Genomic DNA, 22,950 nt, shown 5'->3' on the forward strand with positions numbered 1-22,950 from the left:
AAAACAGCGGGAGTGAAAGCTGTTCCGCTGTTGCTTGGGTTGTAGTAACGAGTACCGAGTACTGAGTATCGAGTTAAGAGTAGGGAAGTGGAAAGAATCAGATGCTTTTAGGAAACGTTAATGCGATCGCCAAATTCGGAGTTATAACCTTCTTCTCCGTGTTCGTTGATATCCAAACCTTGGTTTTCGGTTTCCTCTTTCACCCGTAGTCCGATTGTGGCATCAATAAATTTGAGGATCAGCCATGTACCAGCAGCGGCAATGATATAAGCTATTGCGATCGCGGCTAGTTCTATGAATAATTCCCCGAAATTACCACGCAATACCCCATCTTTCCCACCTGAGTTGACTTCTGTAGTGGCAAATATGGCGGTTAAAATTGCCCCTAATGTTCCTCCTACACCATGTACTGGATAGGTATCTAAGGCATCATCAACATTAAGCTTGTGCTTGAAACTCACAGCATAGAAGCAAACAACTGCGGTGATAAAACCAATGAAAATCGCCGCTAAGGGAGTGACAAATCCTGCTGCTGGGGTGATACCTACCAAACCAGCTACTGCACCTGTAGCCGCACCGACGGCAGTAGGTTTGCCCCGTAAACGTGCTTCTAGAATTAGCCACATTAAAGCACCTGCGGCGGCTGAGGTATTAGTAGCTACGAATGCTACTGTAGCAACGCTGCCAGCAGATAAGGCGCTACCAGCATTAAAACCGAACCAGCCGAACCAGAGTAAACCTGCACCTAGCAATATGAAGGGTACATTGTGGGGAGGACTGAGGCGATCTGGATGGTTTTTCCGGGGACCAAGGACGATCGCTGCTACCAGGGCAGAAACCCCAGAACTAATATGTACTACTGTACCTCCAGCAAAGTCAAGAGCGCCTATACCACCGTATAAACCCAAAAATCCACCTTTTGCCCAAACCATGTGCGCTAAGGGTGTGTAGATAAAGGTTGACCACAGCAGCACAAATAGGCAATAAGCGCGGAAACTCATCCGTTCGGCGATCGCACCAGAAATTAAAGCTGGGGTGATAATTGCAAACATGGCTTGGTAGATCATGAATGCTTGGTGCGGAATTGTCCCTGCATAGGAAACAACATCTTCAGGGGCTGAACCTACCAGATAATCGGTTGTTTCTAAACCGACACCATTCAACCCTAACCACTGTAAGCCACCGATGAAGGGTAAACCAGGGGCAAAAGATAGACTATAACCCCACAGAATCCAGGTGACTCCCACAATCGCCATCAACACGAAACTCATCATTAAGGTGTTGAGGATATTGCGCGATCGCACAAATCCACCATAAAAAAAAGCTAACCCTGGTGTCATCAACAATACCAACGCTGAGGAAATCAGCATAAATGCCGTATCTCCAGTATCAGGTGGTGGAGTTGCTGCTTGGGCCAAAGCATTACCCATCGGTGGAACTCCCAACAGCAAAAGGGTAAAAACCCCAATCATGAAAAATTTCTTCAGCACTTGTTTTTGTTCCTATGCACCAATTGCTTGACGTTATTTAAGTAGTTTCCGTAGTCCTTGATACTATTTCTGTCTTTAAAGTTACTCAACTTTAAGTTTGCGGAAAACCTTAACAAAAAAATAATCCTGATTCTAACTGCTAATGGCATAACTTACTATTTATTTATGCAAAATTCGCATAATTTATTTTCATAAATTACATAATCATGGCAAAGAAGTAATTTTTAATTACGAATTACGAATTACGAATTACGAATGATTTTAAATCTTGAAGAACAGCACTAGCTGATTGATAGCGATCGCTAAAATGGTAGCAAACCATCTTCTCTAAAATTGCCGCTAACTCAGTGCTGACGGTAGTTGTGTGTTGCCACATGATGTTACCAGTCTCTGGATTTGGTTGTAATTCCTGCGGTGAAATGCCAGTGATAGCTTGAATAGCAATCATACCCAAAGCGTAAATATCACTAGATAAGCGGGGATGACCTGCAAATTGTTCTGGTGGTGAATAGCCTCTTGTCCCAATAGCTATTGTGGCTAATTCCGTTTCTCCACTTATTCTGGGTTGGATTAATTTAACCGCACCAAAATCTATCAACACCAGTTTATTATTTTCAGCACATCTCATAATATTTGTTGGTTTAATATCCCGATGAATGACATGATATTGATGTATAAATACTAAAATTTCTAAAATTTCTTTGAGCATATCAACCACAAAAACTTCACTTTTAACACCTTTTTCGGGTATTAATTCTTCACTCAAAGTTTGACCGGAAATATATTCTTGCACCAAATAAAACTCTTGATTATCTTCAAAATAAGCAAATAATTCAGGAATCTGAGGATGTTTACCCAAAACAGCTAAAATTTCAGCTTCAGTATTAAATAATCTCCGGGCAACCTGTAAAAATCTGGTATCCTGACGGGCAGGCATTAACTGCTTAACCACACAAATAGGATTACCCTGTCGTTGGGTATCTGCTGCTAAATAAGTGCGACCGAAACCACCAGAACCGAGAGATCTAGAGATTTTGTAGCGTCCAGCCAAAAGTGCAGCTTCGTTTCTAGGTATGGATATATCCGAGATAGTCAGGTAATTAAACTGGGATGGGAATGCTGTATCTTGATCAAATAATAAGCTTAATTGTGCGATCGCTTCTTGTTGTTTTTCTACTTGCAACAAAATCGCCTGATTTTCCTGCTGAGTTCGGTAACTCGTGTAAAGCATCATAGTAATACTACTTATAACCACCGCTAAGGAAGGTGCAAATAATGGTATCCATATTCCTTGCAGATAAAGACCAGCAGCAATTCCCAACAAACTGAAAAGAATAAAACTTGCTACTAATAATAACAACAAAGGATGTCGCCATTGCCATGCCAAAACAGCACCCACCAAGGCACAAACCCAAATCCACAAAAATTCAGCCCAATCAGTCCAATAATAAATTAGAGGTCTTCCATCTAAAACTGTACTGAGAATTTGACTAGCTACTTGAGCATGAATAAAAACACGAGGCATTCTCGCGGGTTGGTCTGGTAAACCGCTATAAGGCGTATAGTAACCAGGATGCACACTAGCAGCAGTAGTCCCAATAATTACCAAACGATCTTTTACCCAATTAGGGTTGATTTGATTTGCAAGAACTTGTGTGAGAGTAACTTGTTGAACAAGATTATTTGGATGACGATAATTCAATAAAATTTGATAGCCATCTGCATCTGTATGCTGATAACTGCCGGCATTTTGATCTAAACGCGGAAATAAAGTTTTACCTATTTGCAGTTCTTTATTTTTATTAAAATTATATGTAATTCCTTCTTTTTCCAGGTATTTAATCGCTAATAGAGCCGGAAAAGAAAACTGCGTTTGACATTTATAATCTGTATTTGTAGATTCAGTAAATAATAAACTGCGTCGAATAACTTGGTCGTTAAAGTTGTCAGTGACTACATCGTCAAAGCCAATATTTTCAATAGGAAAGTGAGGTGGTGGTGGTATTTCCGATCTACCAAGATTACTTAATAAACAAGTACCAATAATGTTATCTTGCTTTTGGAGATCAGTGCCTAAATTTGTTTGTTCGTTGCGGTAAATATTTAATCCAATTACACGGGGTTGATAAGATTCTAACTTTTCTAATAATTTGTTGATAGTTTGATCTGACAAAGGCCATTTTTCTCGTGTCAGATCTTCTTGCGTAATTGTAACTAATAAAATTCGCCTCTCAAGTGGTTCTGGAAGAGGAGATTTTTGCGATTGTGAAGTATCTCGCAGCATCTGATCATAAATGCTTAACTCCCCAGCTTGTAACCATTTCAGCCCCCGCATTCCCCAAACTGAAACCGTCACTCCCACGCTAGTCAGGAGAATAATTGATAGCCAATTATAGGAAGTAAAAACTGGACGTGAAACCTGATCTGTGACGAAAACTGCACGAAACCTTGCTAAAATTCCATTAATCACTGTATTGCGGCAGTAGCCTGGATGTGGTAGATGATAATATTTGCAATATACAGCAGATTGCAGATACATGAAATACAGAATCTAAATTTCCAGCCAAACACAAAGCCAGTTTGACTCTTGATTTTAGAATTGTGCTGTAACTGCTTTTTATTCCTGTTGGGTTTTTTGAACCTCTTCAATGGAATTTAGCATTGATAAAGAAATTGGTGTTGATGAATCTAATTTAGGTGGTTCAGGTAATAATTCAGCCATAACATTACTGAAATAGGAACCGACAATCTTATCGTAGTTGGAAGCAACCGCTAAAAATGCTCCTCCTAAAATATATATCGGTAAGGGTAGCGATAATTCTTTCACCCAGTCAAAAAATTCTGCTAAGGCAAATAATACAAAAAAACAGGCAAGCCAAACCCTCATCTTTTTTTCCCCTGTATGGAAGCAACTCTATCTATAGGTTAAACAGCTTGCATGATACTGGATGTACGCCACAATCACAAATTTTTGCTTAAATCCTGTATCACCTGATGGTAAACTTCCTGCACGTCTTGACGATCTTTTAGTTCTGGCAAGGTTTCTAGGCTGCCACGCTCAATCATATCAGCATGATGACGCAGAACTGCATGGTATTGGGGATTTTGGGTAAAATTGGCAATAATAGCGATCGCTTCTAGTAAATGCATCGTCACCGCTTTTTCAGAACGGGAATTTTGACGAATTTGGTCAAAAGCATCATTAATCACCTCCTCAAAAGTTACAGGTTTGGCAATGACTCGCAATTTATGATCCTCATCGTAGCGGTAAGCTGAGGGAATTTCTCTCTGCACTAACTGGCACAGTCCCGCACAAAGTCTATCAATAGAATAAATGGCTGTAAATGGATCGTTCACAGATGGAGAAATAGCACGCAAAGCAATTTCAACTAATTGCAAAATGGGAAATTCTATATCTTGTTGTTCAGTCCGGTTTTTCCCTAGAATAAAAACCTGTTTAATTTTTTTTATGAGTTTATGATTTACTTTCTCACCAGGATAAAACATTGCCAATTGATGACCCTTGATAATAAAATTACCTGGTCGATATTTAAGATGGATTAAGATATTATATTCACGCCTTACTCGTTAGTCGTTACTGATGATAGTCAAAAAGTTATGCCATTCAAATCTTACTAAGGGTGAAAGATTAGTTGACTAATAGGTAGACAAAGCTAATTTTTGGGTCAACTTTGGTAAAATGTGACAACTTTGTGAAATTTTCTACTTAGGGAAACGATAGGATCAATAATATGCAATTGACTGGAATTAAATTGTATGTCTTTAACTGAAGAGATTCTTTCCCCACTACCTGGTGATGTTTTAGGTGGTTTACGTCGTACTGACCGCATATTAACATCCCTAAGAGCAGACAATGCAACTATCCCAAATGTAGTTAAAGAAAACCAGCAGCCTTTAGACTCTGTAGACTGGGATGTAATTATTTGCGGTGGTACTTTGGGAATTTTGATTGGTTGCACTTTAGCAGTGCGGGGTGTGCGTGTAGCATTGCTAGAAAGAGGTTTTTTGCGAGGGAGGGAACAGGAATGGAATATTTCCCGCAAAGAGTTGGAAGTGTTTCGAGAATTGGACTTGCTGACAGAGGTGGAATTAGAAAGAGCGATCGCAACTCAATATAACCCAGCACGAGTTAGCTTTCAAGGTGGCACAGAGGTTTGGGTAGAAGATGTCCTCAACATCGGTGTAGATCCTGTTTATTTATTAGAAACCTTAAAAACCCGCTTTCTCGCTGCCGGAGGTCAGTTATTTGAAAATACACCCTTCACCGCAGCGGTAGTTCACCCCAACGGAATAACTGTAAACAATAAATTCACAGCCAGATTATTACTTGACGCAATGGGAAATCTTTCACCAATATGTCAACAAGCGCGTCAAGGGAAAAAACCAGATGCACTATGTTTAGTTGTGGGAAGTTGTGCTGAAGGATTTCCGGAAAATGATGCAGGTGATTTGTTGTTATCTTTCACGGCTTTGCAAAATCAATGCCAATACTTTTGGGAAGCATTTCCCGCTAAAGATGGGAGAACAACCTATTTATTTACCTATATGGATGCAAATCCCCAACGTTTGAATTTAGAAACTTTGTTTGATGAATATCTCCGTCTTTTACCAGAATATCAAGGTGTAGAAATTAGTCAACTCAACTTTAAAAGAGCGTTGTTTGGTTTTTTTCCTAGTTATCGTCAAAGTCCTCTCAAAACTCCTTGGCATCGCATTTTACCAGTGGGAGATAGTAGCGGAAATCAATCACCTTTAAGTTTTGGTGGTTTTGGCGCTATGGTGCGGCATTTACAAAGATTAACTTATGGTATTGATGAAGCACTAAAAACTGATCAATTATCTGCCCTATCTTTATCACTTCTGCAACCATATCAACCTAGTTTGAGTGTCACTTGGTTGTTTCAAAAAGCAATGAGTGTGGGTATAAATCAAAAAATTGCCCCCAATCAAATTAATCAATTACTCGCTGCCGTTTTTCAAGAAATGCAACAGCTAGGTACACCCGTTTTAAAACCATTTTTACAAGATATAGTCCAGTATGGGGCATTAACACAAACTTTATTAAAAACTGGTTTATCCCATCCTGTATTAGTTGCTAAAATAATTCCGCAAGTTGGCTTATATAGTTTACTAGATTGGATGTTACATTATATTAATTTAGGTGTGTATACTGGCTTGTTTTCTATAAATCCCCTCTTAGAATCATTAGTTAATATGTTGCCAGAAAAACAACAATATTATTGGCATCGTTTGGTTGATGCTTGGAAATTTGGTTCCGGTGGTGATTATTCTGAATAATATCTGAGGATAAGATGATTGAACGTAAATCTATTAGAGTAAAATACTTTGCAGTCTTAATTCAATTACTGCGAGAACGTCAAGTATTTCTTGAAGAAATTCGTCAAGGTGTAAGATTACCAAGTAAAATTATTTCTCTCTTGGTTTGTAGTTCCCTATTTATAGCAATGTATGGTGGAATTATTGGTGCATATCATAGCTGGATGCAAGCTTTATCTTCAGCAGTAAAATTACCAGCACTCTACTTAATAACTCTGTTGATTTGTCTGCCAACTTTGTTTTTTTCTAATATTATTTTTGGTTCAAAGCGTACCTTTGGTCAATATTTTGCCTTGGTGTTAACAGCGGTTGCAGTTACTAGTGTTCTACTATTTAGTTTTGCACCAATTGCCTTGTTTTTTTTAATGACTACCAATAATTATCAATTTTTGATTTTGTTAAATGTCATTATTTTTTCCCTAACAGGATTTATTGGTATTTCTTCTTTATATAATGCTACTAATGTAGTCTTAGAACAAGAAGATGAAGGTAGTCAAACACGCAAAAAGATTATCCAAGGTTGGTTATTTCTTTATGCTTTTGTAGGTAGTCAGTTAGGATGGACTCTCAGACCTTTTTTTGGTACACCAGATTCTATATTTCAATTGTTCCGTGAAAGAGAAGGCAACTTTTATTTGAGTGTGCTGCAATCTCTCGGTCATATTTTAGGAATTCGTTAATTACTCAGGGGAAATTAAAATGATAGAACAACAAGCTTATGTAAAAAAACACTTTGGTGTTTTACTAAGTTTATTAAGAAATCGCCAAGGTTTTTTAGAAGAAATTAGCCAAGAAATCAGATTACCACATAAAATCAGTTCTTTGTTTGTTACCAGTTCTATATTTTTCGCAATTTATGGGGCAATTATCGGTGCATCTCACAGTTGGGCGCAATCATTATCCGGTGCAATTAAACTTCCAGTTTTCTATTTATTAACACTGATTATCTGTTTCCCGACATTGTTCTTTTTTAATGTTTTATTTGGTTCTCGCAGTAGCTTTAAACAGCATTTTGTCATCTTACTCACAGCAGTATCAGTAATTAGTGTACTGTTATTTAGTTTAGCACCAGTGACGCTGTTCTTTATGATTACAGCACCTGATTCATATCAGTTTTTCAAACTATTAAATGTCTTGATTTTTGCAATCACAGGTGTTTTTGGTGTGAAGTTTCTTTATGAAGGAATGCAGTTACTTTCTCAACAAGATGAAGTTGGACAAAAAACTCGGACTACAATTTTAAAATCATGGTTATTGCTGTATGGTTTTGTGGGTATCCAATTAGGATGGTTTCTTCGTCCCTTTTTTGGTGCGCCAGGTACTAAATTTGAGTTATTTCGGGCGGTAAAAGGTAACTTTTATCTAGATATTATGAATGCGATATCAACAATTTTTAAGTAGAATTAGTTTAAGTTAAGACAGAATTTTGTATTCTGGCATTTAAGAACTGCAACTGTTGATATAAACAACGAATCTGCGGTAAATTTACACCTGCTGATTCTGCTTTATTTAATGAGTTGCCAAAAATTGCTTCTACTTCCAAAGGACGACATTCATCAAAATCAATTTTCATGCTGGTGCGGTATGGTGTCATTTTTACTGTATAATCAAGCATTGTTTGAATAAAACTATCGGGAATAATTCTTCCTGTACTTTTTGCACCTGCGGCTACTTCAAACATTAATTGTTTAACTAACTGACAGGTGTGAATATCTGCCATTAATTCATCAGTTGTAGCATTGAGAATCACAGATAATCCGTTGTAAGGAATATTCCAGACCAATTTTTTCCAACGTCCTAATAGTAAATCTTCTGCTAGTTCTATTGATATCCCCGCATTTTGAAAGTCTCCTGCAATTTCCCTCATTCTGTCTGTAATTCCAGTGGGGAGATAGTTAGAAGCATATTCACCAAGGGCGATTTGTCCATAGTCTAAATGATGAATATGTCCAGGACTTACTTTGTTGGAACAAAGAAAACATAAACCACCTAAAATATAAGTGTTGCTGACAATTTGGGAAATTTCTGCTTCTATGCCAATTCCATTTTGTAATACTAAGACTACCCCATCATGTTTGACGACAGATGGTAATATTTGCGGTAGCAAGTGGTTTTGGGTAGTTTTTAGCGCTACTACCACCACATCACACCGAGGCATTTTCTCTGCGTCGTTGTAGGCGTTGACTTGGGGGAGGATAAAATCGCCGTCTTTAGATTCAATCAATAAACCATGTTGCTTGACTTGTAGATAATCACTTTTGAGTAAAAAGTGGACATTATTGCCAGCTTTTTGTAGTTTAGCGCCATAAAAACCGCCTAATGCACCAGTCCCGATAATTGCGTATGTGCGTTTACCCATTTCATCTATAGAGAAATCTTAGGAAAATCATAGAAGGATATTGTAGCAAGATGTGAGTTAATAAAATTTAAATATGATTTACTATTCTTTAGAACTTTTGGCAGAGATAAGGTGACATAAATGGCTGATATTGTTGATATTGCAGTTGGTAATGATTCGTTTCAAACTTTGGTAGCAGCTGTGCAAGCGGCTGGTTTAGTGGAAACGTTGAAAAGTCCCGGGCCATTCACAGTTTTTGCACCAACTGATGAGGCGTTTGCTAAGTTACCCCCAGGTACAATTACAACTTTATTACAAAATATTCCCCAGTTAGCACGAATTTTAACATATCATGTTGTTCCCGGAAAACTGACTCAAGCTGATTTAAGTAAACTGGGTACGGTGATTTCTGTGGAAGGTTCCCCTATAAAAATTAATTGTGAAGATGGTTTTGAAGTGAAAAATGCCCAGGTTTTAGCAGCAGATATTGATGCAGATAATGGTGTAATTCATGTTATTGATACTGTGATTTTAATGGGTTAATTTAGTTAGGGCTAAAGCTGAATTTCACAACCAATATTTCTTGTGGGTTGCGTCAGACTCCATAATTTGGCAACAATCACAGATTTTCGGGTCTGATGCACTCTACTAAATATTCCAGTTGAATAAGTCCTGTTGGTAATGGCGGCCATTTTCCACCATATCTCAATATCTAGGTTAAGGATTTTGGTTGGCTTAATTCTTTAAACAATGTAAAATAATCTACACGAGTACTCACTCTCATGCTATCATGAGTGTAGGTAAATAAATAAATGTTAACCTTATAATAAGTCAATTCTTAATTACCATAATTTAATGCTCGATTTCAACACTTTAGCTGAATTATCTCGTGCCAACTGTGCAGGTATTTGTGCATTTCTCATACCAGCAAACATTCTGTCCACATTGTTAACAATTGCCCTCACAGCACTAAACCGCCCCACAATTCAAGTATGGCAATCTGCTGGTTTTGCTAGTGTTTTCGCTTGTGTGATGATGCTACACGTTTATACTTGGTTAATGATCGGTGTGGTGATGCTACCAACTTATATTTTATTGGGTCTAGCAATGACTTGTTTACTAACTAATTTAGCTGCTGTTCTCTGGCGGTTTAATGCGCTACCATTGCTCGCTCACTGGAAGTATAATAGACAATCTGAATAAGTTCAAAAGATTGGTTCATATCAATTTGCCACATTAACCAGATTAAATATATATCAATAAAGTGGGAGGGTAATCATATTACTCTCCCGTATTATTTAATTAGCTTTTTACTAATAGCTAATACTCTGGATTGATTTAGTTAATTACCACCAGCCGCCAGAGTAGCCAGAGTTGTTTCTGTAAGAGTGGTCTTTGTAGGAGTAGTCTTTGTAAGAATGGTTGTGTCCGTGGTATTTACCATGACAAGAATGACCACCGCCTGCAACAAATAGAGTTTCCTGAGTAGCTAGTTCGTTGAGAAAGCTGGCGGAATCATTGAATAGTTCATAACCAGTAGGAAGTAGTTTGGAAATATGGATATTAGCCATGAGAATTTCTCCTTTATCTCAATGTAAGTTTTCTGCAATTTATAGATTAGACTTGATTGCAACTAATCTTATTTATCATGGTTTCAAAAAAACCATATTAAATCAAGGGTTTTACTTCAATTATCTGGACATAAATAGATTAATTATGTCTAGCAATATTCTGAATTTAGCAATTAATTTTTAGGCAAAATTGGTCAGTATAATTTTATTGCATTTGGTAGGAGGCTAAAATGTTTGAATCAGCGGAAAATAAGATGAAGGGTGGCAGACGTAATGACTTTAGTTATGTCTGACAAGATGAGCGAAAAATGATTATATAGCCTTTCCCACTCTAGTTAGATACAAAATTACCCCTCCCCAACCCTCCCCTTGGTAAGGGGAGGGTGCGCGACAGCGCGGGTGGGGTGTATTTCATGAGCTTGGGAATTGCTATATAATAATGTATCTAAAGTTATACTACTTCTAGACTGGTAATCAATTATGCAAATTAAAGGAATAAGCATTGCTTTAGTTCTGGGTCTTTCTTTGCCCATAGCCACAGATATTGCTGTCCATAATCAAGCTGTGGCTGGTCTCGCTTTTCCAGATGGAGAATTTTTTGCAGAGAAGGGTCAATCACACACTTGGCATTTAACTCTTTGGGAAGAAAAAGGTAATTATTACTACAAAAATTTAAACCTGAAAACAGGCAAAAAACTTTGTTTAGTTGGTGCTAGAGCATCTGGTACTAAAGCTCGTCCTGTCTTCACCTGGACTAATGGCAAATTTAAATATCAAGTTGCCTGGCAAACTGTCCAATCCGATTTGGTACGATTACAGGTAATAAATCCTGCCGGTCAGATGATTTTAAATGAACTTCTGATCCGTCAGCCTGGTGAATTTGAAGATCCCAATGCCACTAAATGTTAGAAGATATTTAGACATAGGTGTGAAAAACAATGTAGAGCGGAGAATCCCTAACCAGGTCACGTCTCTACATTGGAAAAAAGAAAATTCTGCCGAATCAGTTGTACATTGGATACTTCAGCCTGATGGCAAGGTACACTGTTGGAATTGACTGATAAAGTTAAGAGTGACCTATGCCTGCGTTTTTATTAGAAGTTGGAACAGAAGAATTACCTGCAAGCTTTCTTAGTAATGCTATTGTACAATGGCGATCGCGCATTCCCCAAACTCTGGAAGCTCACAGCCTTACATATCAAGCTTTTGAAGTTTATGGAACTCCTCGCAGATTAGCAGTTTTAATCACCGGTTTACCATCTCAACAACCAGATAAAGAAGAAGAAATCAAAGGGCCACCCGCGCAAGCAGCTTTTAAAGATGGTCAACCCACACCCGCAGCAGTCGGTTTTGCTAAAAAACAAGGTGTGGAAGTCGCAGCTTTTGAAATTCGTCCCACTGAAAAAGGTGATTTCATCTTTATCCAAAAAAAGACTCCCGGCCGTCCAGTTGCGGAAATTTTGACAGAACTTGTTCCCCAATGGATTTGGAATTTAGAAGGAAAGCGGTTAATGCGTTGGGGACATGGAGATGCTAAATTTTCCCGTCCGATTCGCTGGTTGGTGACTTTATTAGATGGGGATGTTTTGCCGTTAGAATTGGAAAATGGCGGTAAAACTGTCAAGAGTAATAGAATATCTCAAGCACATCGCGTTTTACATCCAGAACCTGTAAGTATTCCCCACGCTACAGAATATGTAAATACCCTGCGTTCTGGTTTTGTGAATGTTGTCCCAGAAGAACGGGAAAACATGATCAAAGAACAAGTGACAACAGCAGCACAAAAGTTAGGCGGATATACACCAATTTACCCAGATTTATTAGCAGAAGTCATCAATCTTGTTGAATCTCCTAGCGCAGTTATCGGTAAATTTGAAGATGAATTTCTCCAATTACCAACTGAAGTAATTACTACAGTCATGGTAAATCATCAGCGTTATTTCCCTATTTTTAAAACTGCTGATAGCAAAGAGTTATTACCCAATTTCATCACTACTTCTAACGGTGATCCTGCCAAATCAGATATTATTGCTGTAGGTAACGAAAGGGTAATTCGAGCGCGTTTAGCTGATGGTAGATTTTTCTATGAAGCTGATTTAGCTAAACCATTAGAAAGCTTTTTACCTCAATTGGAAAAAGTCACTTTCCAAGAAGATTTAGGTTCAGTTCGGGCGAAAATTGACAGAGTTGTTAATATTGCTAATCTCATTTCTCAACAATTGCGATTAGGAGAAAGTGAAAGCAAGAAAATTAAAAGAGCAGCATTATTGTGTAAAGCTGATTTAGTCTCACAAATGGTGTATGAATTCCCAGAATTACAGGGAATTATGGGAGAAAAATATGCTTTAGCTAGTGGGGAAGATGCAGAAGTTGCCACAGCAATAATTGAGCATTATTTACCCAAAAATGCTGATGATATTTTACCCCAAACTCTCACAGGTCAAATTGTTGGTTTAGCTGATAGATTAGATACCTTAATCAGTATCTTTGGCTTAGGTTTAATTCCCACAGGTTCATCCGATCCTTTTGCACTGCGTCGCGCTGCCAATGCCATAGTTAATATTACATGGTTTGCGAATCTACAGATTAATTTAGAAAAGCTATTAGAACAAATAGCCACAGATTTTGCAACTGCTTTTAACAAAGATGCGAAATCATTAATTAAAACTTTGCAAGAATTTTTCCTGCAACGGATTCGCACCTTACTACAAGAAGAAAAGCAGATTGATTATGATTTGGTAAATGCTGTTTTGGGAGAAAATGACCCAGAATATACAGAAAGAGCATTACAGGATTTATTAGATGTACGCGATCGCGCTCTCTACTTGCAACAAATCCGCAAAGACGGTACTTTAGATAAAATCTACGAAACCGTCAACCGTTCCACCCGTCTAGCAGCACAAGGCGATTTAGACTTCCAGCAGCTAGAACCGCAATCTTTAATTAACCCCGAATTATTCCAAAAATCCTCTGAATCTGCATTCTACAACGCCTTGATTGAGTTAGTACCCGAAACCCAAGCAGCGCAACAAAACCGTGATTACCTACGATTAGTAGCCGCACTAGAAAAAATTGCTCCCACCGTGAGTAAATTCTTTGATGGTGAAGATAGCGTATTAGTCATGGACTCCAATCTCGATATTAAGCGAAATCGGTTAAATTTACTGGGATTACTTCGCAATCATGCTCGTGTTATAGCTGACTTTGGTGCGATCGTGAAAAATCTGTAGCAAAAGTCAACAAAAACAGGTGTAATTTTTGCTAATTAACGCTACCATAGGGTAGCTTAACCAGGGATGCTACACAGTCTATGCCAGAAGCTATAGTTATTGGATTGGGAAAGTCCGGCGTTGCTGCGGCAAGATTGTTGAAACAGGAAGGCTGGGAGGTGGAGTTAAATGATAGTAGCACCTCCCCGACCCTCCTCAAACAACAACAAGAACTTGCCACTGAAAAAATTCCCGTTAAATTAGGTCACATTCCAGATCTAAATAATACTCATTTACCCAAATTAATAGTCGTTAGTCCCGGTGTCCCTTGGGATATTCCTATCTTAGTCAAAGCACGAGACTTAGGGATTGAAACCATTGGGGAAATGGAATTAGCTTGGCGAAATTTACAAAATATTCCTTGGGTGGGAATTACTGGTACAAACGGTAAAACTACCACCACAGCCTTAACTGCTGCCATTTTTCAAGCTGCTGGATTTAACGCTCCTGCCTGTGGTAACATCGGTTTGGCTGCTTGCGAAGTAGCTTTAGCTGTAGAAAAACCAGATTGGATAATTGGTGAACTTAGCAGTTATCAAATTGAGTCTTCCGTAACTCTTTCTCCCCGCATTGGTATCTGGACAACCTTCACACCAGATCATTTAGCGCGTCATAAAACTCTAGAAAATTACTACAATATTAAAGCCAAGCTATTAAATAATTCTCAGTTGCAAATATTCAACGGGGATGATGCCTATTTAAGTAAAAGAGGATTAAGTGATTGGCCAAATGCTTATTGGACAAGTGTTAAAGGTAAGGATTTTTTAATTGCTGAAAAAGGCTTTTATATAGAAAATGGTTGGGTAATAGAAAAATTATCTGCAACCTCTACACCCACACCAATTATAGAAGTTTCGGCTTTGCGAATGGTAGGAGAACATAACCAACAAAATCTCCTTATGTCAGTAGCAGCAGCGCGGTTAGCAGGAATTAATATTGATGCGATTTCCCATGCTGTGCGTGAATTTCCCGGTGTTCCCCATCGTTTAGAACATATCTGTACCTGGGAAGGTATTGATTTTATTAATGATAGCAAAGCGACTAATTATGATGCCGCAGAAGTTGGTTTATCATCTGTAAAAACTCCCGCAATTTTAATTGCTGGTGGTGAAGCTAAAGCAGGTGATGATACTGGTTGGTTAGCCAAAATCCAGGATAAAGCGGCTGCTGTTTTACTCATTGGTAATGCTGCACCAGCATTTGCTGAACGTCTGCAAGAGGTAGAATATACTAACTTTGAAATTGTGGAAACAATGGAAAAAGCTGTACCCAAGTCAGCAGAATTAGCTAAACTCCATCAAGCATCTGTCGTCTTGTTATCTCCCGCTTGTGCAAGTTTTGACCAATATCCAAATTTTGAAATACGCGGCGATCATTTTCGGCAATTGTGTCTTATGGAACAGAATTCAGGAGTCAGGAGTCAGAATTCAGAATAATATCGGGAAGTGCTGTATGTCATACTGTATCCCTGACTGGACAATACTGTTCGGTTAAGAATTTTTGTAGGTTGGGTTGAACGATAGTGAAACCCAACAAATGCGTGTAAATGTTGGGTTATGCCTCCGGCACACTTCGTGAACGTTCCATTGCTTCGCAACGCTAACGCGAACAACCCAACCTACCTAATTTAATGTTTTTAGCTTAACCGACAAGTATTGCCTGACGGAAGGGTTAGGACGGTAGTTTGTAACCCGCTATAAATTGAAGGAATAGTGGTGGGTTAGCGTAGCATAACTCACCCTACAATTTTTAGGGAATTTATTTTTTGCTGTTCTCTTAGTAGAACTATCAACACTATTCTAAGTAATCAGAGAAAATTAATTACCGAGTTTATTCCCCATTCCCTTTTAAATCCCACAGCTATATAGAAAGATAGATGAATTATCCATCTTATAAATGATTAAATTTGCCAGAGTCTTTCACTTCTGTGATTAAGGTTTGGCGCAACACCAAGCCTTTTTTTATACTTTTACTATATCACACCATAAAGTAAATTTAGCAGTGCTTTCGTTCAAAATTAGCCTTGATTGTACTCCTTAAGGAGGATGCTTAAATTACTGAGACTTTATAAACTAGGATATATTTTACCCTGAGTGAAGTCTTGGCTTGGTTTCCCTTCCAAGCCTTTTTATTTTTCTAACTATCTTTTCATCAACCCCATTGCTTCCATAGGAATTTGTCTGACTATACTAAATGGAAACAGATTAGTTGAGGAAATTTGAGCATATTCTGGAGTCAAAAAAGCCGCATATTTACTAGCTTCTGGTGTTAACTGTGCTGCCATTGCTAGAGTTACAATTTTCACAAATTTCCGCACATCAGTTGCTTGCTCACCCTTGATTTCTCGACTAGAAAATGGTGTATTTGGATCTACTGGCTGATTTGAATTGGTATCAGGATCAATAACACTCAAATGTGTAGCACCAACAGCACCAGCAAACCATTTAGGAGTCTGAATTTTAGCAAAGCCTATTACCTGTTCGGTTAAAGGTGGAGTAATTCTATCTGCGGAACTTGCTAAAACGAGGGTGGGAATTTGTACTTTTGTTAAACCAGTTTCACCAAATAACAAAGAAGTAGCAGGATTAAGTGCAACTATTTGTTTAATTCTGGGATCTTGCAATTGATAGCTTTTCTCTGGTAATTCTTTAGCTACACACAGAAAGCCTTCCACTATACTCAATTTAGCCGATTTCTCTTCACAGCTTTGTTTGAGGCTTTCAATTTGGAATTCACCACCAGCTAGTGCTAAAGCTGTAGTTCCACCAAAAGAATAACCAACAACCATGACTTTATCAGTTGCAAGTTTTCCTTGGAGTGGGTTATTGGCAGTTTTGTTGATTTTTTCTAATTCATCAACAACAAAACTAATATCGCGAGGTCTGTCTAAAAATTCTTGAGGTTTTAGCAACTGGGTTTTATTTTTAGTTGCTAATTCACTGCTAGTTTGATTACTACCTGGATGTTCTAAGGCTGCGACTACATAACCGTGGGATGCGAGGTGTTGTGCTAAATAACGCAAATCAGCGCGGTTTGAGCCAAAACCGTGAGAAAAGACAATTACAGGTTTATCGGTATTTGCGGAATTTGACCAGTAAGTATCTACGGTAATATTACGATTGCGCTTTTCGTCATTTAAATTTAAATTAAGAACTTGAACTTGGCTATTTCCAGTTTGTTGAGGGTCAAGGGGATAAGATGATTTTAGATTACTGGGGGCATTTGGGGGAGCCATAGCCAGCATAAACATTTGAGTCCGCAAAAAAGCCATATTTAAGCTTTTTGCCACATTTAAAGCCTTAGGTACATCAATTTCTAGGCTTTTACTGGGATAAGCAGCAATAAAACTGAGTACAGATAAACCTTGAGGCGAATTAGCACCTAAAATTAATCCTGATCTTAGTGCTTGAACACCAGCTTTATCTTTGCGGCTGATACCAGCAGAAATGTCATTGAGAACGGTGCTAGCAATTTGAGTATTAAGTAATCTAGTCAGGGTGACGACATTTAGCGGTATTCTTGCTCTCAATCCTCCTACCAAAAAGCGGCGTTGTTGTTCTGATAGCCTTTTGGTATAAGTTCCTAAACTAGCGGGTAATTCTCCAATTTCTACCGATTTTTTTAAGTCAGCTAAAGAAGCAGATTCTTCTAATGCTCCATACCGGACAACAACTGTATCTGCTGCTTGCGCTGAAGTGTTTGCTCCTAATAATGGCATGAATGCGATCGCTACCGCAGGTATCGCGCTAAATACACTTGCAACTAGCTTGCTATTTTTCCAACTGTTTCCTGTCAACATTTTTAAACTGCACTTCTACTTAGAGGATTGTAGCTGGTTTTAGTGTGTTTGACTACTGTACTTGTGAAAAACATGGAATAAAATAATTGATATATAGCGATCCTATTTGAGTTCAGAACTGATTGGTGGGGGCAGGGAATAGGGAATAGGGAGCAGGGAAAAGAAAGCGTTCATAAATCATTTAGGATTGATATACTATGCCATTATTCTGATTTATTTCAACACAACTTTCGTTGCCAAAACTAATTTAAATTTATGCGTAGTCCCTTTATATATGGTTCTATTTTTCTGCTTTCTTGCTTAATTATTGTTATTTGGTGGCCTATAAATGATTCTCCTTGTAGCCTTGTCGATATGCTGAAATTTAAAAAAGCAAATTTTCAAGTTCAAGCGACTCAGGTTGTTGTTAAACCTTGGCTAGGTAAACATCATATATACGCAATATTTAAGGTTCCTGATAAGTACAAAGAAAGCAAATTTTTGCTAACTGTTCCAGGCAATCGTCAATATTGTTCTAAACCTTTTGGACATAGCCAAAATTATGATGATGTTTTTGCAGAACCAGGAACCCATTTAATTAGGCACTATATTAGAACTCGCACTGCTGTCAAAATGATTTTTCAAGGTTTGTATTCTGAGCTTAATAATCCTCAAAATTGGACTTTGACATTTCCTAAAAACAAGGTTAATTAAGTTGCAGGTTGAGTTGTTAAAACACCGGATTTTTCTAATAAAGTATTAGTAGCATTGACTATAATTTGTGCTGAACCTGTGAAGAAAGCGCGATCAATATTTTTTGGTAAATCACTTGGCTGGTGGTAATTAGGACTACGCAAATTAGCAGTATCTGTCACTAAAACAGCACCTACACCTTGATACCAAAAGGGTGCATGATCACTGCGAAGGGTATCTGGTGTTAATAAGCCTTTAAAGGGTATGGGTAATGTTAGCACTGCGGGTAGATTTTGATTAGTGCTGTTAAAAGCATTTAATAAAGGTAAATGTTCCATATCACCGACTACGGCTAAAAAATCACCTTTATCACTAGGTGGAGTTACAGGTAATCCAGTCGGATATTGCTGACACCCAGAAGTGTAACAAGCATAACCTACCATATCCATAACAATTACACCTTGGATATTTTTTAACCGTGCTGCTTTTTTCACAAAAGCCTGACTACCTAAAAGTCCTGTTTCTTCTTTGTCAAAAAAAGCTAACTGCAATGTTCTAGATGTGGGATGGGTAGCAAAAAGTCTAGCAACTTCTAATACTACAGCTACACCAGTGGAATTATCATCTGCACCGGGAGAAAATTCAACTGTATCATAATGAGCAGCGATAAGAATTGCACCAGCGGCTTTGTCAGTTCCTTGTTTTTGGGCAAAAATATTTACACCAGTGGGAAATTTTTCTATTTGGGGTTTCCAGCCAAATTTTCGCAATTGAGTTGTAATATAAGTGCGGGAGTGCGATCGCTCTTTTGGAGTAAAACGCTGAAAATTTAATTTCTGAATATGTGCCAAAAGTTGATCAGCAGACACCAATGGAATAGAAGTATTATTTTGTTGTTCTGGCTGTGCTTGGGGCTTTTCTATAGGTGTATTTTCAACGACAGGTAAAGTCTCAGGTTGCTGGAAAAAACCACTAATGCCCATCACAACTATTGCACCCGATATCACCAAAAGTAGCCAAAGCCATTTTTTCATGATAATTTTTCCTGTCTTCCAAACTAAGATAACGCAACACCTAATTTGACAGCGTGTCTTTTGACAAAATCAAAAATTTAATCTATATTCCCACTCTAGAAAAGTTCTGATTTTTCAGAGCTTAGAACTCAGGACTTTATTTATGTTAGATTTGCTGTTGATCACAATCTTGGGATTCCTGGGGAGTTTTGGACATTGCTTTGGGATGTGTGGCCCCTTAGCAGTTGCATTTTCCCTTTCCCATCAAGAAGAAACTCAGGGTTGGCAACAGCAATTAAAATTTCATACCTTGCTCAACTTAGGACGAATGTTGAGTTATGCTCTAGTAGGTGCGGGTATTGGCGCATTAGGTTCTGTATTAGTCGAAGGTGGACAATTAGTAGGTATTGGTAGCGATTTCCGCCGCTGGATAGCAATTATTACAGGTGTAATGTTGATTTGGTTTGGTTTAGGACAAGTCAAGCCAGACTTATTACCGAGTATTCCCTTATTACACCCTCTATTAAAAGGTAGTTTACATAACCGTTTGAGTGCAGGTATGGTGAAGCTATCTTTACACACAAAATGGTGGACACCAGCATTACTAGGGATGACATGGGGTTTAATGCCTTGCGGTTTTTTATACGCTGCTCAAATTAAAGCTGCTGCAACGGGTAATTTATGGCATGGTGCAATTACCATGTTAGCTTTTGGCTTAGGAACTCTACCGACAATGTTAGGAGTAGGTGTTTCCACTTCTTTAATGAGTAAAGATCGCCGTAGTCAGTTGTTCCGTTTGGGCGGTTGGGTGACATTAATCATCGGTGCAATTACCTTATTGCGAACTGGTGACACAATGGTAGACTACAGTGGACACGCCGCCCTGATATGTTTAATTCTGGCGCTAATTGCTCGTCCTATCAGCAACCTTTGGACATCGCCTATGCGCTATCGTCGTGCTTTAGGAGTGGGGGCGTTTGTGTTGTCGGGAGTACATACCATCCACATGATAGAACACTCCCTAGAATGGAATTTTGCAGCTTTCTGGTTTTTGCCGCCAGAATTTCAATGGGGAATGGGTGCAGGTGCGGTGGCGTTGGTATTAATGATGCCTGCGGCTTGTACAAGTTTTGATTTTCTGCAAAAGTCGTTAGGTAAGCATTGGCGACAAATTCATCTTTTGAGCGTTCCCGCTTTGTTATTAAGTGCCATTCATGCAGTATTGATTGGTTCTCATTACCTGGGTGCTTTAAGATTGACTTGGGAGAATAAATTAGCGGCTTTGCTACTAGGAATTATTACTCTTTGTGTGTTGTTAGTGCGATCGCATTATTTTTGGTCAAAGTCCAGTATAGAAAAGTTATATGTCCCCCCAAAGAATATAGGTGACAGGTGACAGGGTAATAGTTTTTCCCAATTATGAATTATGAATTATGAATTACGAATTACGAATTACGAATTACGAATTATTATTTCTGCCCATTGCTGCTGCCCATACGGTAAAAATAGCAGGTGATGTTGGTGGTACTATCCACATTGAACCCAATGATAACCCCCGTGCTGGTGAACCGGCTCAAACATGGTTTGCTCTCACCCGCAAAGGTGGTAAAGTGCTTCCGCTGAAAGAGTGTAATTGTCAGTTGGCTATTTATGCCGAACCCCATACACCAGGAGAACCTGCACTGCTTGAACCTGATTTGATACCTATACAAGCTGAACGATATCAAGGCATACCAGGAGCAGAAATTACTTTTCCCAAACCGGGGGTTTATGAATTGCAACTGCAAGGTAAACCAATCACAGAAGGGAATTTTCGACCTTTTGAGTTAAAGTTTCAAGTCACCGTGGCCGCAGGTAAGGCTGTAGCAGCACCAGAATCTGTACAAAATATCACTGAGACTAATCAACAGCAAAGTACGGCGATAGGATTCATACAGCCTATAATTATCTTGGCAATTACGCTGCTATCTTTAGGTATTGTAATTTTCTTAGTTAAAGCATTAAGAAGACAGTAATTCGTAATTCGTAATTCGTAATTCGTAATTATCAATTACTATCCAATCCCCAATCCCCAGTCCCCAGTCCCCAATCCCCAATCCCCAATCCCCAATCCCCAATCCCCAATCCCCAATCCCCAATCCCCAATCCCCAATCCCCAGTCCCCAATCCCCAGTCCCCAATCCCCAATCCCCAGTCCCCTACTTATGCCTTTTTTGATGCCAATTCCAGGCATGAGTGACAATATCTTTAATATCAGGATACTGGGGTTGCCAGCCTAAGATGTTTTTGGCTTTCTCGCTTGTGCCAATCAGAACAGGAGAATCACCTGGACGGCGATCGCATTCTTGCACAGGTATAACCTTTCCTGTAACATTCTTAGCAGCAGCAATTACCTCTCTAACTGAGAAGCCATTACCATTACCCAAATTGAAAACTTCACTATCTCCACTTTGGAGTAGATATTCCAAACCTAAAATATGGGCATTGGCTAAATCGGTAACATGAATATAATCTCGAACCGCAGTACCATCAGGGGTAGCGTAATCAGTTCCAAAAATCGAAACTGATTCTCTGTGTCCTAATGCTGTCAACAGCACCAAGGGAATCAAATGAGATTCTGGATTATGATCCTCACCTAATAATCCATTAGGGTCAGCACCAGCTGCATTAAAGTAGCGGAAACGCACCGATTTTAGCCCATAAGCCACATCAAAATCAGAAAGAATCTGCTCCACCATCAACTTGGTAGTTCCATAGGGATTAATGGGATTTTGAGGATGATCCTCAGTAAGGGGGATAAATGTTGGTACACCGTAGGTAGCACAGGTGGAGGAAAAGACAAATTTTTTAACAGAGGCTGCCAGCATCGCCTCTAAGAGTGTCAAAGTACCTAAAACATTATTTCGGTAGTATTTAACAGGATTTGTCACTGATTCGCCCACATAAGTATAGGCAGAAAAATGCATCACTGCTTCAATATCATGAGTTTTAAAAAGGTTATCTAACAGAGGGCGATCTTCTGTATCACCTTCAATCAGTTTTACCTGTAAAACCTTTTCTACTAAATCCCGATGCCCATACACCAGATTATCAAGAATGACTACTTGATAGCCAGCTTGCACCAGAGCCAGCACTGCATGAGAACCAATATAACCTGCTCCCCCCGTCACCAAAATGGTAGGTTTTCCCGGCGGCATAATTTTTCCTTTCAACGAGTTGACAACGACTACCCAATCAATTTAGTTTACTGGTGCTACCTTACTCTTACGAAAAATTCTAAATAATACACTCAGTGTCGAAAAATTGCACTAAAATCACTACGACGGCAGTTTGTGTGTGTGAGGGTTAAGTTATTTTTCAGTCACTTAGTAATTACAGTTTGACGATAAAATCAACCTACTTCCCGCGTCCCCTAGACCTGCCGCACCAGAAAATTAGAG

20 protein-coding genes are annotated in these 22,950 nt (G+C 38.7%); 11 read left to right on the forward strand and 9 right to left on the reverse strand.

Annotated elements, in window-relative coordinates:
* Positions 1-107: 107 nt before the first annotated feature.
* The 4 genes from ACOWPH_RS05165 to ACOWPH_RS05180 form a co-directional block, all read right to left on the reverse strand.
* Positions 108-1,430, reverse strand: coding sequence for an ammonium transporter (locus ACOWPH_RS05165; protein WP_015214355.1), 1,323 nt, complete (start codon positions 1,428-1,430; stop codon positions 108-110).
* A gap of 295 nt (positions 1,431-1,725) precedes the next feature.
* Positions 1,726-3,960 (reverse strand): CHASE2 domain-containing serine/threonine-protein kinase, encoded by a 2,235-nt coding sequence (locus tag ACOWPH_RS05170; protein ID WP_042465959.1) that lies wholly within the window; start codon positions 3,958-3,960, stop codon positions 1,726-1,728.
* Positions 3,961-4,107: 147 nt separating this feature from the next.
* Positions 4,108-4,377, reverse strand: coding sequence for a hypothetical protein (locus ACOWPH_RS05175; protein ID WP_015214357.1), 270 nt, complete (start codon positions 4,375-4,377; stop codon positions 4,108-4,110).
* Between the two features lie 74 nt (positions 4,378-4,451).
* Positions 4,452-5,057 (reverse strand): DUF2254 domain-containing protein, encoded by a 606-nt coding sequence (locus ACOWPH_RS05180; RefSeq protein WP_096713150.1) that lies wholly within the window; start codon positions 5,055-5,057, stop codon positions 4,452-4,454.
* Positions 5,058-5,267: 210 nt separating this feature from the next.
* Here ACOWPH_RS05180 and ACOWPH_RS05185 point away from each other — a divergent pair, with 210 nt between their 5' ends.
* Genes ACOWPH_RS05185 through ACOWPH_RS05195 form a run of 3 tightly spaced genes read left to right on the forward strand, consistent with a single transcriptional unit; the run spans position 5,268 to position 8,249 of the window.
* Positions 5,268-6,809, forward strand: coding sequence for an FAD-dependent oxidoreductase (locus ACOWPH_RS05185; RefSeq protein WP_015214358.1), 1,542 nt, complete (start codon positions 5,268-5,270; stop codon positions 6,807-6,809).
* Between the two features lie 14 nt (positions 6,810-6,823).
* On the forward strand, positions 6,824-7,528 hold the full coding sequence (locus ACOWPH_RS05190) for a hypothetical protein (RefSeq protein WP_015214359.1): 705 nt from the start codon (positions 6,824-6,826) through the stop codon (positions 7,526-7,528).
* Between the two features lie 19 nt (positions 7,529-7,547).
* On the forward strand, positions 7,548-8,249 hold the full coding sequence (locus tag ACOWPH_RS05195; protein ID WP_015214360.1) for a hypothetical protein: 702 nt from the start codon (positions 7,548-7,550) through the stop codon (positions 8,247-8,249).
* A gap of 7 nt (positions 8,250-8,256) precedes the next feature.
* Here ACOWPH_RS05195 and ACOWPH_RS05200 read toward each other — a convergent pair whose 3' ends face one another.
* Positions 8,257-9,207 carry a putative 2-dehydropantoate 2-reductase gene (locus tag ACOWPH_RS05200; RefSeq protein WP_015214361.1) on the reverse strand — a complete coding sequence of 317 codons (951 nt, stop codon included), beginning with the start codon at positions 9,205-9,207 and terminating at the stop codon, positions 8,257-8,259.
* 120 nt (positions 9,208-9,327) lie between these two features.
* Between ACOWPH_RS05200 and ACOWPH_RS05205 the strand changes: the two genes are divergently transcribed.
* Positions 9,328-9,729 (forward strand): fasciclin domain-containing protein, encoded by a 402-nt coding sequence (locus ACOWPH_RS05205; RefSeq protein ID WP_015214362.1) that lies wholly within the window; start codon positions 9,328-9,330, stop codon positions 9,727-9,729.
* Between the two features lie 312 nt (positions 9,730-10,041).
* Positions 10,042-10,389, forward strand: coding sequence for a hypothetical protein (locus tag ACOWPH_RS05210; protein ID WP_015214363.1), 348 nt, complete (start codon positions 10,042-10,044; stop codon positions 10,387-10,389).
* Between the two features lie 143 nt (positions 10,390-10,532).
* Here ACOWPH_RS05210 and ACOWPH_RS05215 read toward each other — a convergent pair whose 3' ends face one another.
* On the reverse strand, positions 10,533-10,757 hold the full coding sequence (locus ACOWPH_RS05215) for a hypothetical protein (protein WP_015214364.1): 225 nt from the start codon (positions 10,755-10,757) through the stop codon (positions 10,533-10,535).
* A gap of 480 nt (positions 10,758-11,237) precedes the next feature.
* On the opposite strand from ACOWPH_RS05215, the gene ACOWPH_RS05220 reads away from it, so the two are divergent.
* The 3 genes from ACOWPH_RS05220 to murD all read left to right on the forward strand — a co-directional run bounded on the left by ACOWPH_RS05220 (position 11,238) and on the right by murD (position 15,462).
* Positions 11,238-11,666, forward strand: coding sequence for a hypothetical protein (locus tag ACOWPH_RS05220; RefSeq protein WP_015214365.1), 429 nt, complete (start codon positions 11,238-11,240; stop codon positions 11,664-11,666).
* A gap of 170 nt (positions 11,667-11,836) precedes the next feature.
* Positions 11,837-13,987, forward strand: coding sequence for a glycine--tRNA ligase subunit beta (gene glyS / locus ACOWPH_RS05225; protein WP_015214366.1), 2,151 nt, complete (start codon positions 11,837-11,839; stop codon positions 13,985-13,987).
* An 80-nt stretch (positions 13,988-14,067) separates the two neighbouring features.
* Complete coding sequence (murD, locus tag ACOWPH_RS05230) at positions 14,068-15,462, forward strand: UDP-N-acetylmuramoyl-L-alanine--D-glutamate ligase (RefSeq protein WP_015214367.1); 1,395 nt, start codon at positions 14,068-14,070, stop codon at positions 15,460-15,462.
* A 704-nt stretch (positions 15,463-16,166) separates the two neighbouring features.
* Here murD and ACOWPH_RS05235 read toward each other — a convergent pair.
* A complete protein-coding gene (locus ACOWPH_RS05235; RefSeq protein ID WP_015214368.1) occupies positions 16,167-17,825 on the reverse strand; it encodes an alpha/beta hydrolase in 1,659 nt (552 codons plus the stop codon).
* Positions 17,826-18,080: 255 nt separating this feature from the next.
* Here ACOWPH_RS05235 and ACOWPH_RS05240 point away from each other — a divergent pair, with 255 nt between their 5' ends.
* A complete protein-coding gene (locus ACOWPH_RS05240) occupies positions 18,081-18,518 on the forward strand; it encodes a hypothetical protein (RefSeq protein ID WP_015214369.1) in 438 nt (145 codons plus the stop codon).
* Here ACOWPH_RS05240 and ACOWPH_RS05245 read toward each other — a convergent pair.
* The gene (locus ACOWPH_RS05245; RefSeq protein WP_015214370.1) at positions 18,515-19,531 is read right to left on the reverse strand and encodes a M20/M25/M40 family metallo-hydrolase; all 1,017 of its coding nucleotides are present in this window, start codon (positions 19,529-19,531) and stop codon (positions 18,515-18,517) included. The genes ACOWPH_RS05240 and ACOWPH_RS05245 overlap by 4 nt on opposite strands.
* A 142-nt stretch (positions 19,532-19,673) precedes the next feature.
* Here ACOWPH_RS05245 and ACOWPH_RS05250 point away from each other — a divergent pair, with 142 nt between their 5' ends.
* Positions 19,674-20,906 carry a sulfite exporter TauE/SafE family protein gene (locus ACOWPH_RS05250; protein WP_015214371.1) on the forward strand — a complete coding sequence of 411 codons (1,233 nt, stop codon included), beginning with the start codon at positions 19,674-19,676 and terminating at the stop codon, positions 20,904-20,906.
* Positions 20,907-20,943: 37 nt separating this feature from the next.
* The gene (locus ACOWPH_RS05255) at positions 20,944-21,525 is read left to right on the forward strand and encodes a hypothetical protein (protein WP_015214372.1); all 582 of its coding nucleotides are present in this window, start codon (positions 20,944-20,946) and stop codon (positions 21,523-21,525) included.
* Between the two features lie 183 nt (positions 21,526-21,708).
* Here the strand turns inward: ACOWPH_RS05255 and galE are convergent, their stop codons facing one another.
* Complete coding sequence (galE, locus tag ACOWPH_RS05260) at positions 21,709-22,707, reverse strand: UDP-glucose 4-epimerase GalE (protein ID WP_015214373.1); 999 nt, start codon at positions 22,705-22,707, stop codon at positions 21,709-21,711.
* Positions 22,708-22,950 lie beyond the last annotated feature (243 nt).

The sequence above is a fragment of the Anabaena sp. PCC 7938 genome (assembly GCF_049315035.1).
GTDB lineage: Bacteria > Cyanobacteriota > Cyanobacteriia > Cyanobacteriales > Nostocaceae > Anabaena > Anabaena cylindrica.

Bases quoted from the DNA above. Each gene is read 5' to 3' on its own strand.
- ACOWPH_RS05215 (WP_015214364.1), bottom strand. From the start codon at position 10,757: ATGGCTAATATCCATATTTCCAAACTACTTCCTACTGGTTATGAACTA.
- ACOWPH_RS05205 (WP_015214362.1), top strand. From the start codon at position 9,328: ATGGCTGATATTGTTGATATTGCAGTTGGTAATGATTCGTTTCAAACT.
- ACOWPH_RS05240 (WP_015214369.1), top strand. From the start codon at position 18,081: ATGCGTAGTCCCTTTATATATGGTTCTATTTTTCTGCTTTCTTGCTTA.
- ACOWPH_RS05175 (WP_015214357.1), bottom strand. From the start codon at position 4,377: ATGAGGGTTTGGCTTGCCTGTTTTTTTGTATTATTTGCCTTAGCAGAA.
- ACOWPH_RS05190 (WP_015214359.1), top strand. From the start codon at position 6,824: ATGATTGAACGTAAATCTATTAGAGTAAAATACTTTGCAGTCTTAATT.
- ACOWPH_RS05235 (WP_015214368.1), bottom strand. From the start codon at position 17,825: ATGTTGACAGGAAACAGTTGGAAAAATAGCAAGCTAGTTGCAAGTGTA.
- galE (WP_015214373.1), bottom strand. From the start codon at position 22,707: ATGCCGCCGGGAAAACCTACCATTTTGGTGACGGGGGGAGCAGGTTAT.
- ACOWPH_RS05200 (WP_015214361.1), bottom strand. From the start codon at position 9,207: ATGGGTAAACGCACATACGCAATTATCGGGACTGGTGCATTAGGCGGT.
- ACOWPH_RS05220 (WP_015214365.1), top strand. From the start codon at position 11,238: ATGCAAATTAAAGGAATAAGCATTGCTTTAGTTCTGGGTCTTTCTTTG.
- ACOWPH_RS05250 (WP_015214371.1), top strand. From the start codon at position 19,674: ATGTTAGATTTGCTGTTGATCACAATCTTGGGATTCCTGGGGAGTTTT.
- ACOWPH_RS05185 (WP_015214358.1), top strand. From the start codon at position 5,268: ATGTCTTTAACTGAAGAGATTCTTTCCCCACTACCTGGTGATGTTTTA.
- ACOWPH_RS05255 (WP_015214372.1), top strand. From the start codon at position 20,944: ATGAATTACGAATTACGAATTACGAATTACGAATTATTATTTCTGCCC.
- glyS (WP_015214366.1), top strand. From the start codon at position 11,837: ATGCCTGCGTTTTTATTAGAAGTTGGAACAGAAGAATTACCTGCAAGC.
- ACOWPH_RS05195 (WP_015214360.1), top strand. From the start codon at position 7,548: ATGATAGAACAACAAGCTTATGTAAAAAAACACTTTGGTGTTTTACTA.
- murD (WP_015214367.1), top strand. From the start codon at position 14,068: ATGCCAGAAGCTATAGTTATTGGATTGGGAAAGTCCGGCGTTGCTGCG.
- ACOWPH_RS05210 (WP_015214363.1), top strand. From the start codon at position 10,042: ATGCTCGATTTCAACACTTTAGCTGAATTATCTCGTGCCAACTGTGCA.
- ACOWPH_RS05245 (WP_015214370.1), bottom strand. From the start codon at position 19,531: ATGAAAAAATGGCTTTGGCTACTTTTGGTGATATCGGGTGCAATAGTT.
- ACOWPH_RS05165 (WP_015214355.1), bottom strand. From the start codon at position 1,430: ATGGGTAATGCTTTGGCCCAAGCAGCAACTCCACCACCTGATACTGGA.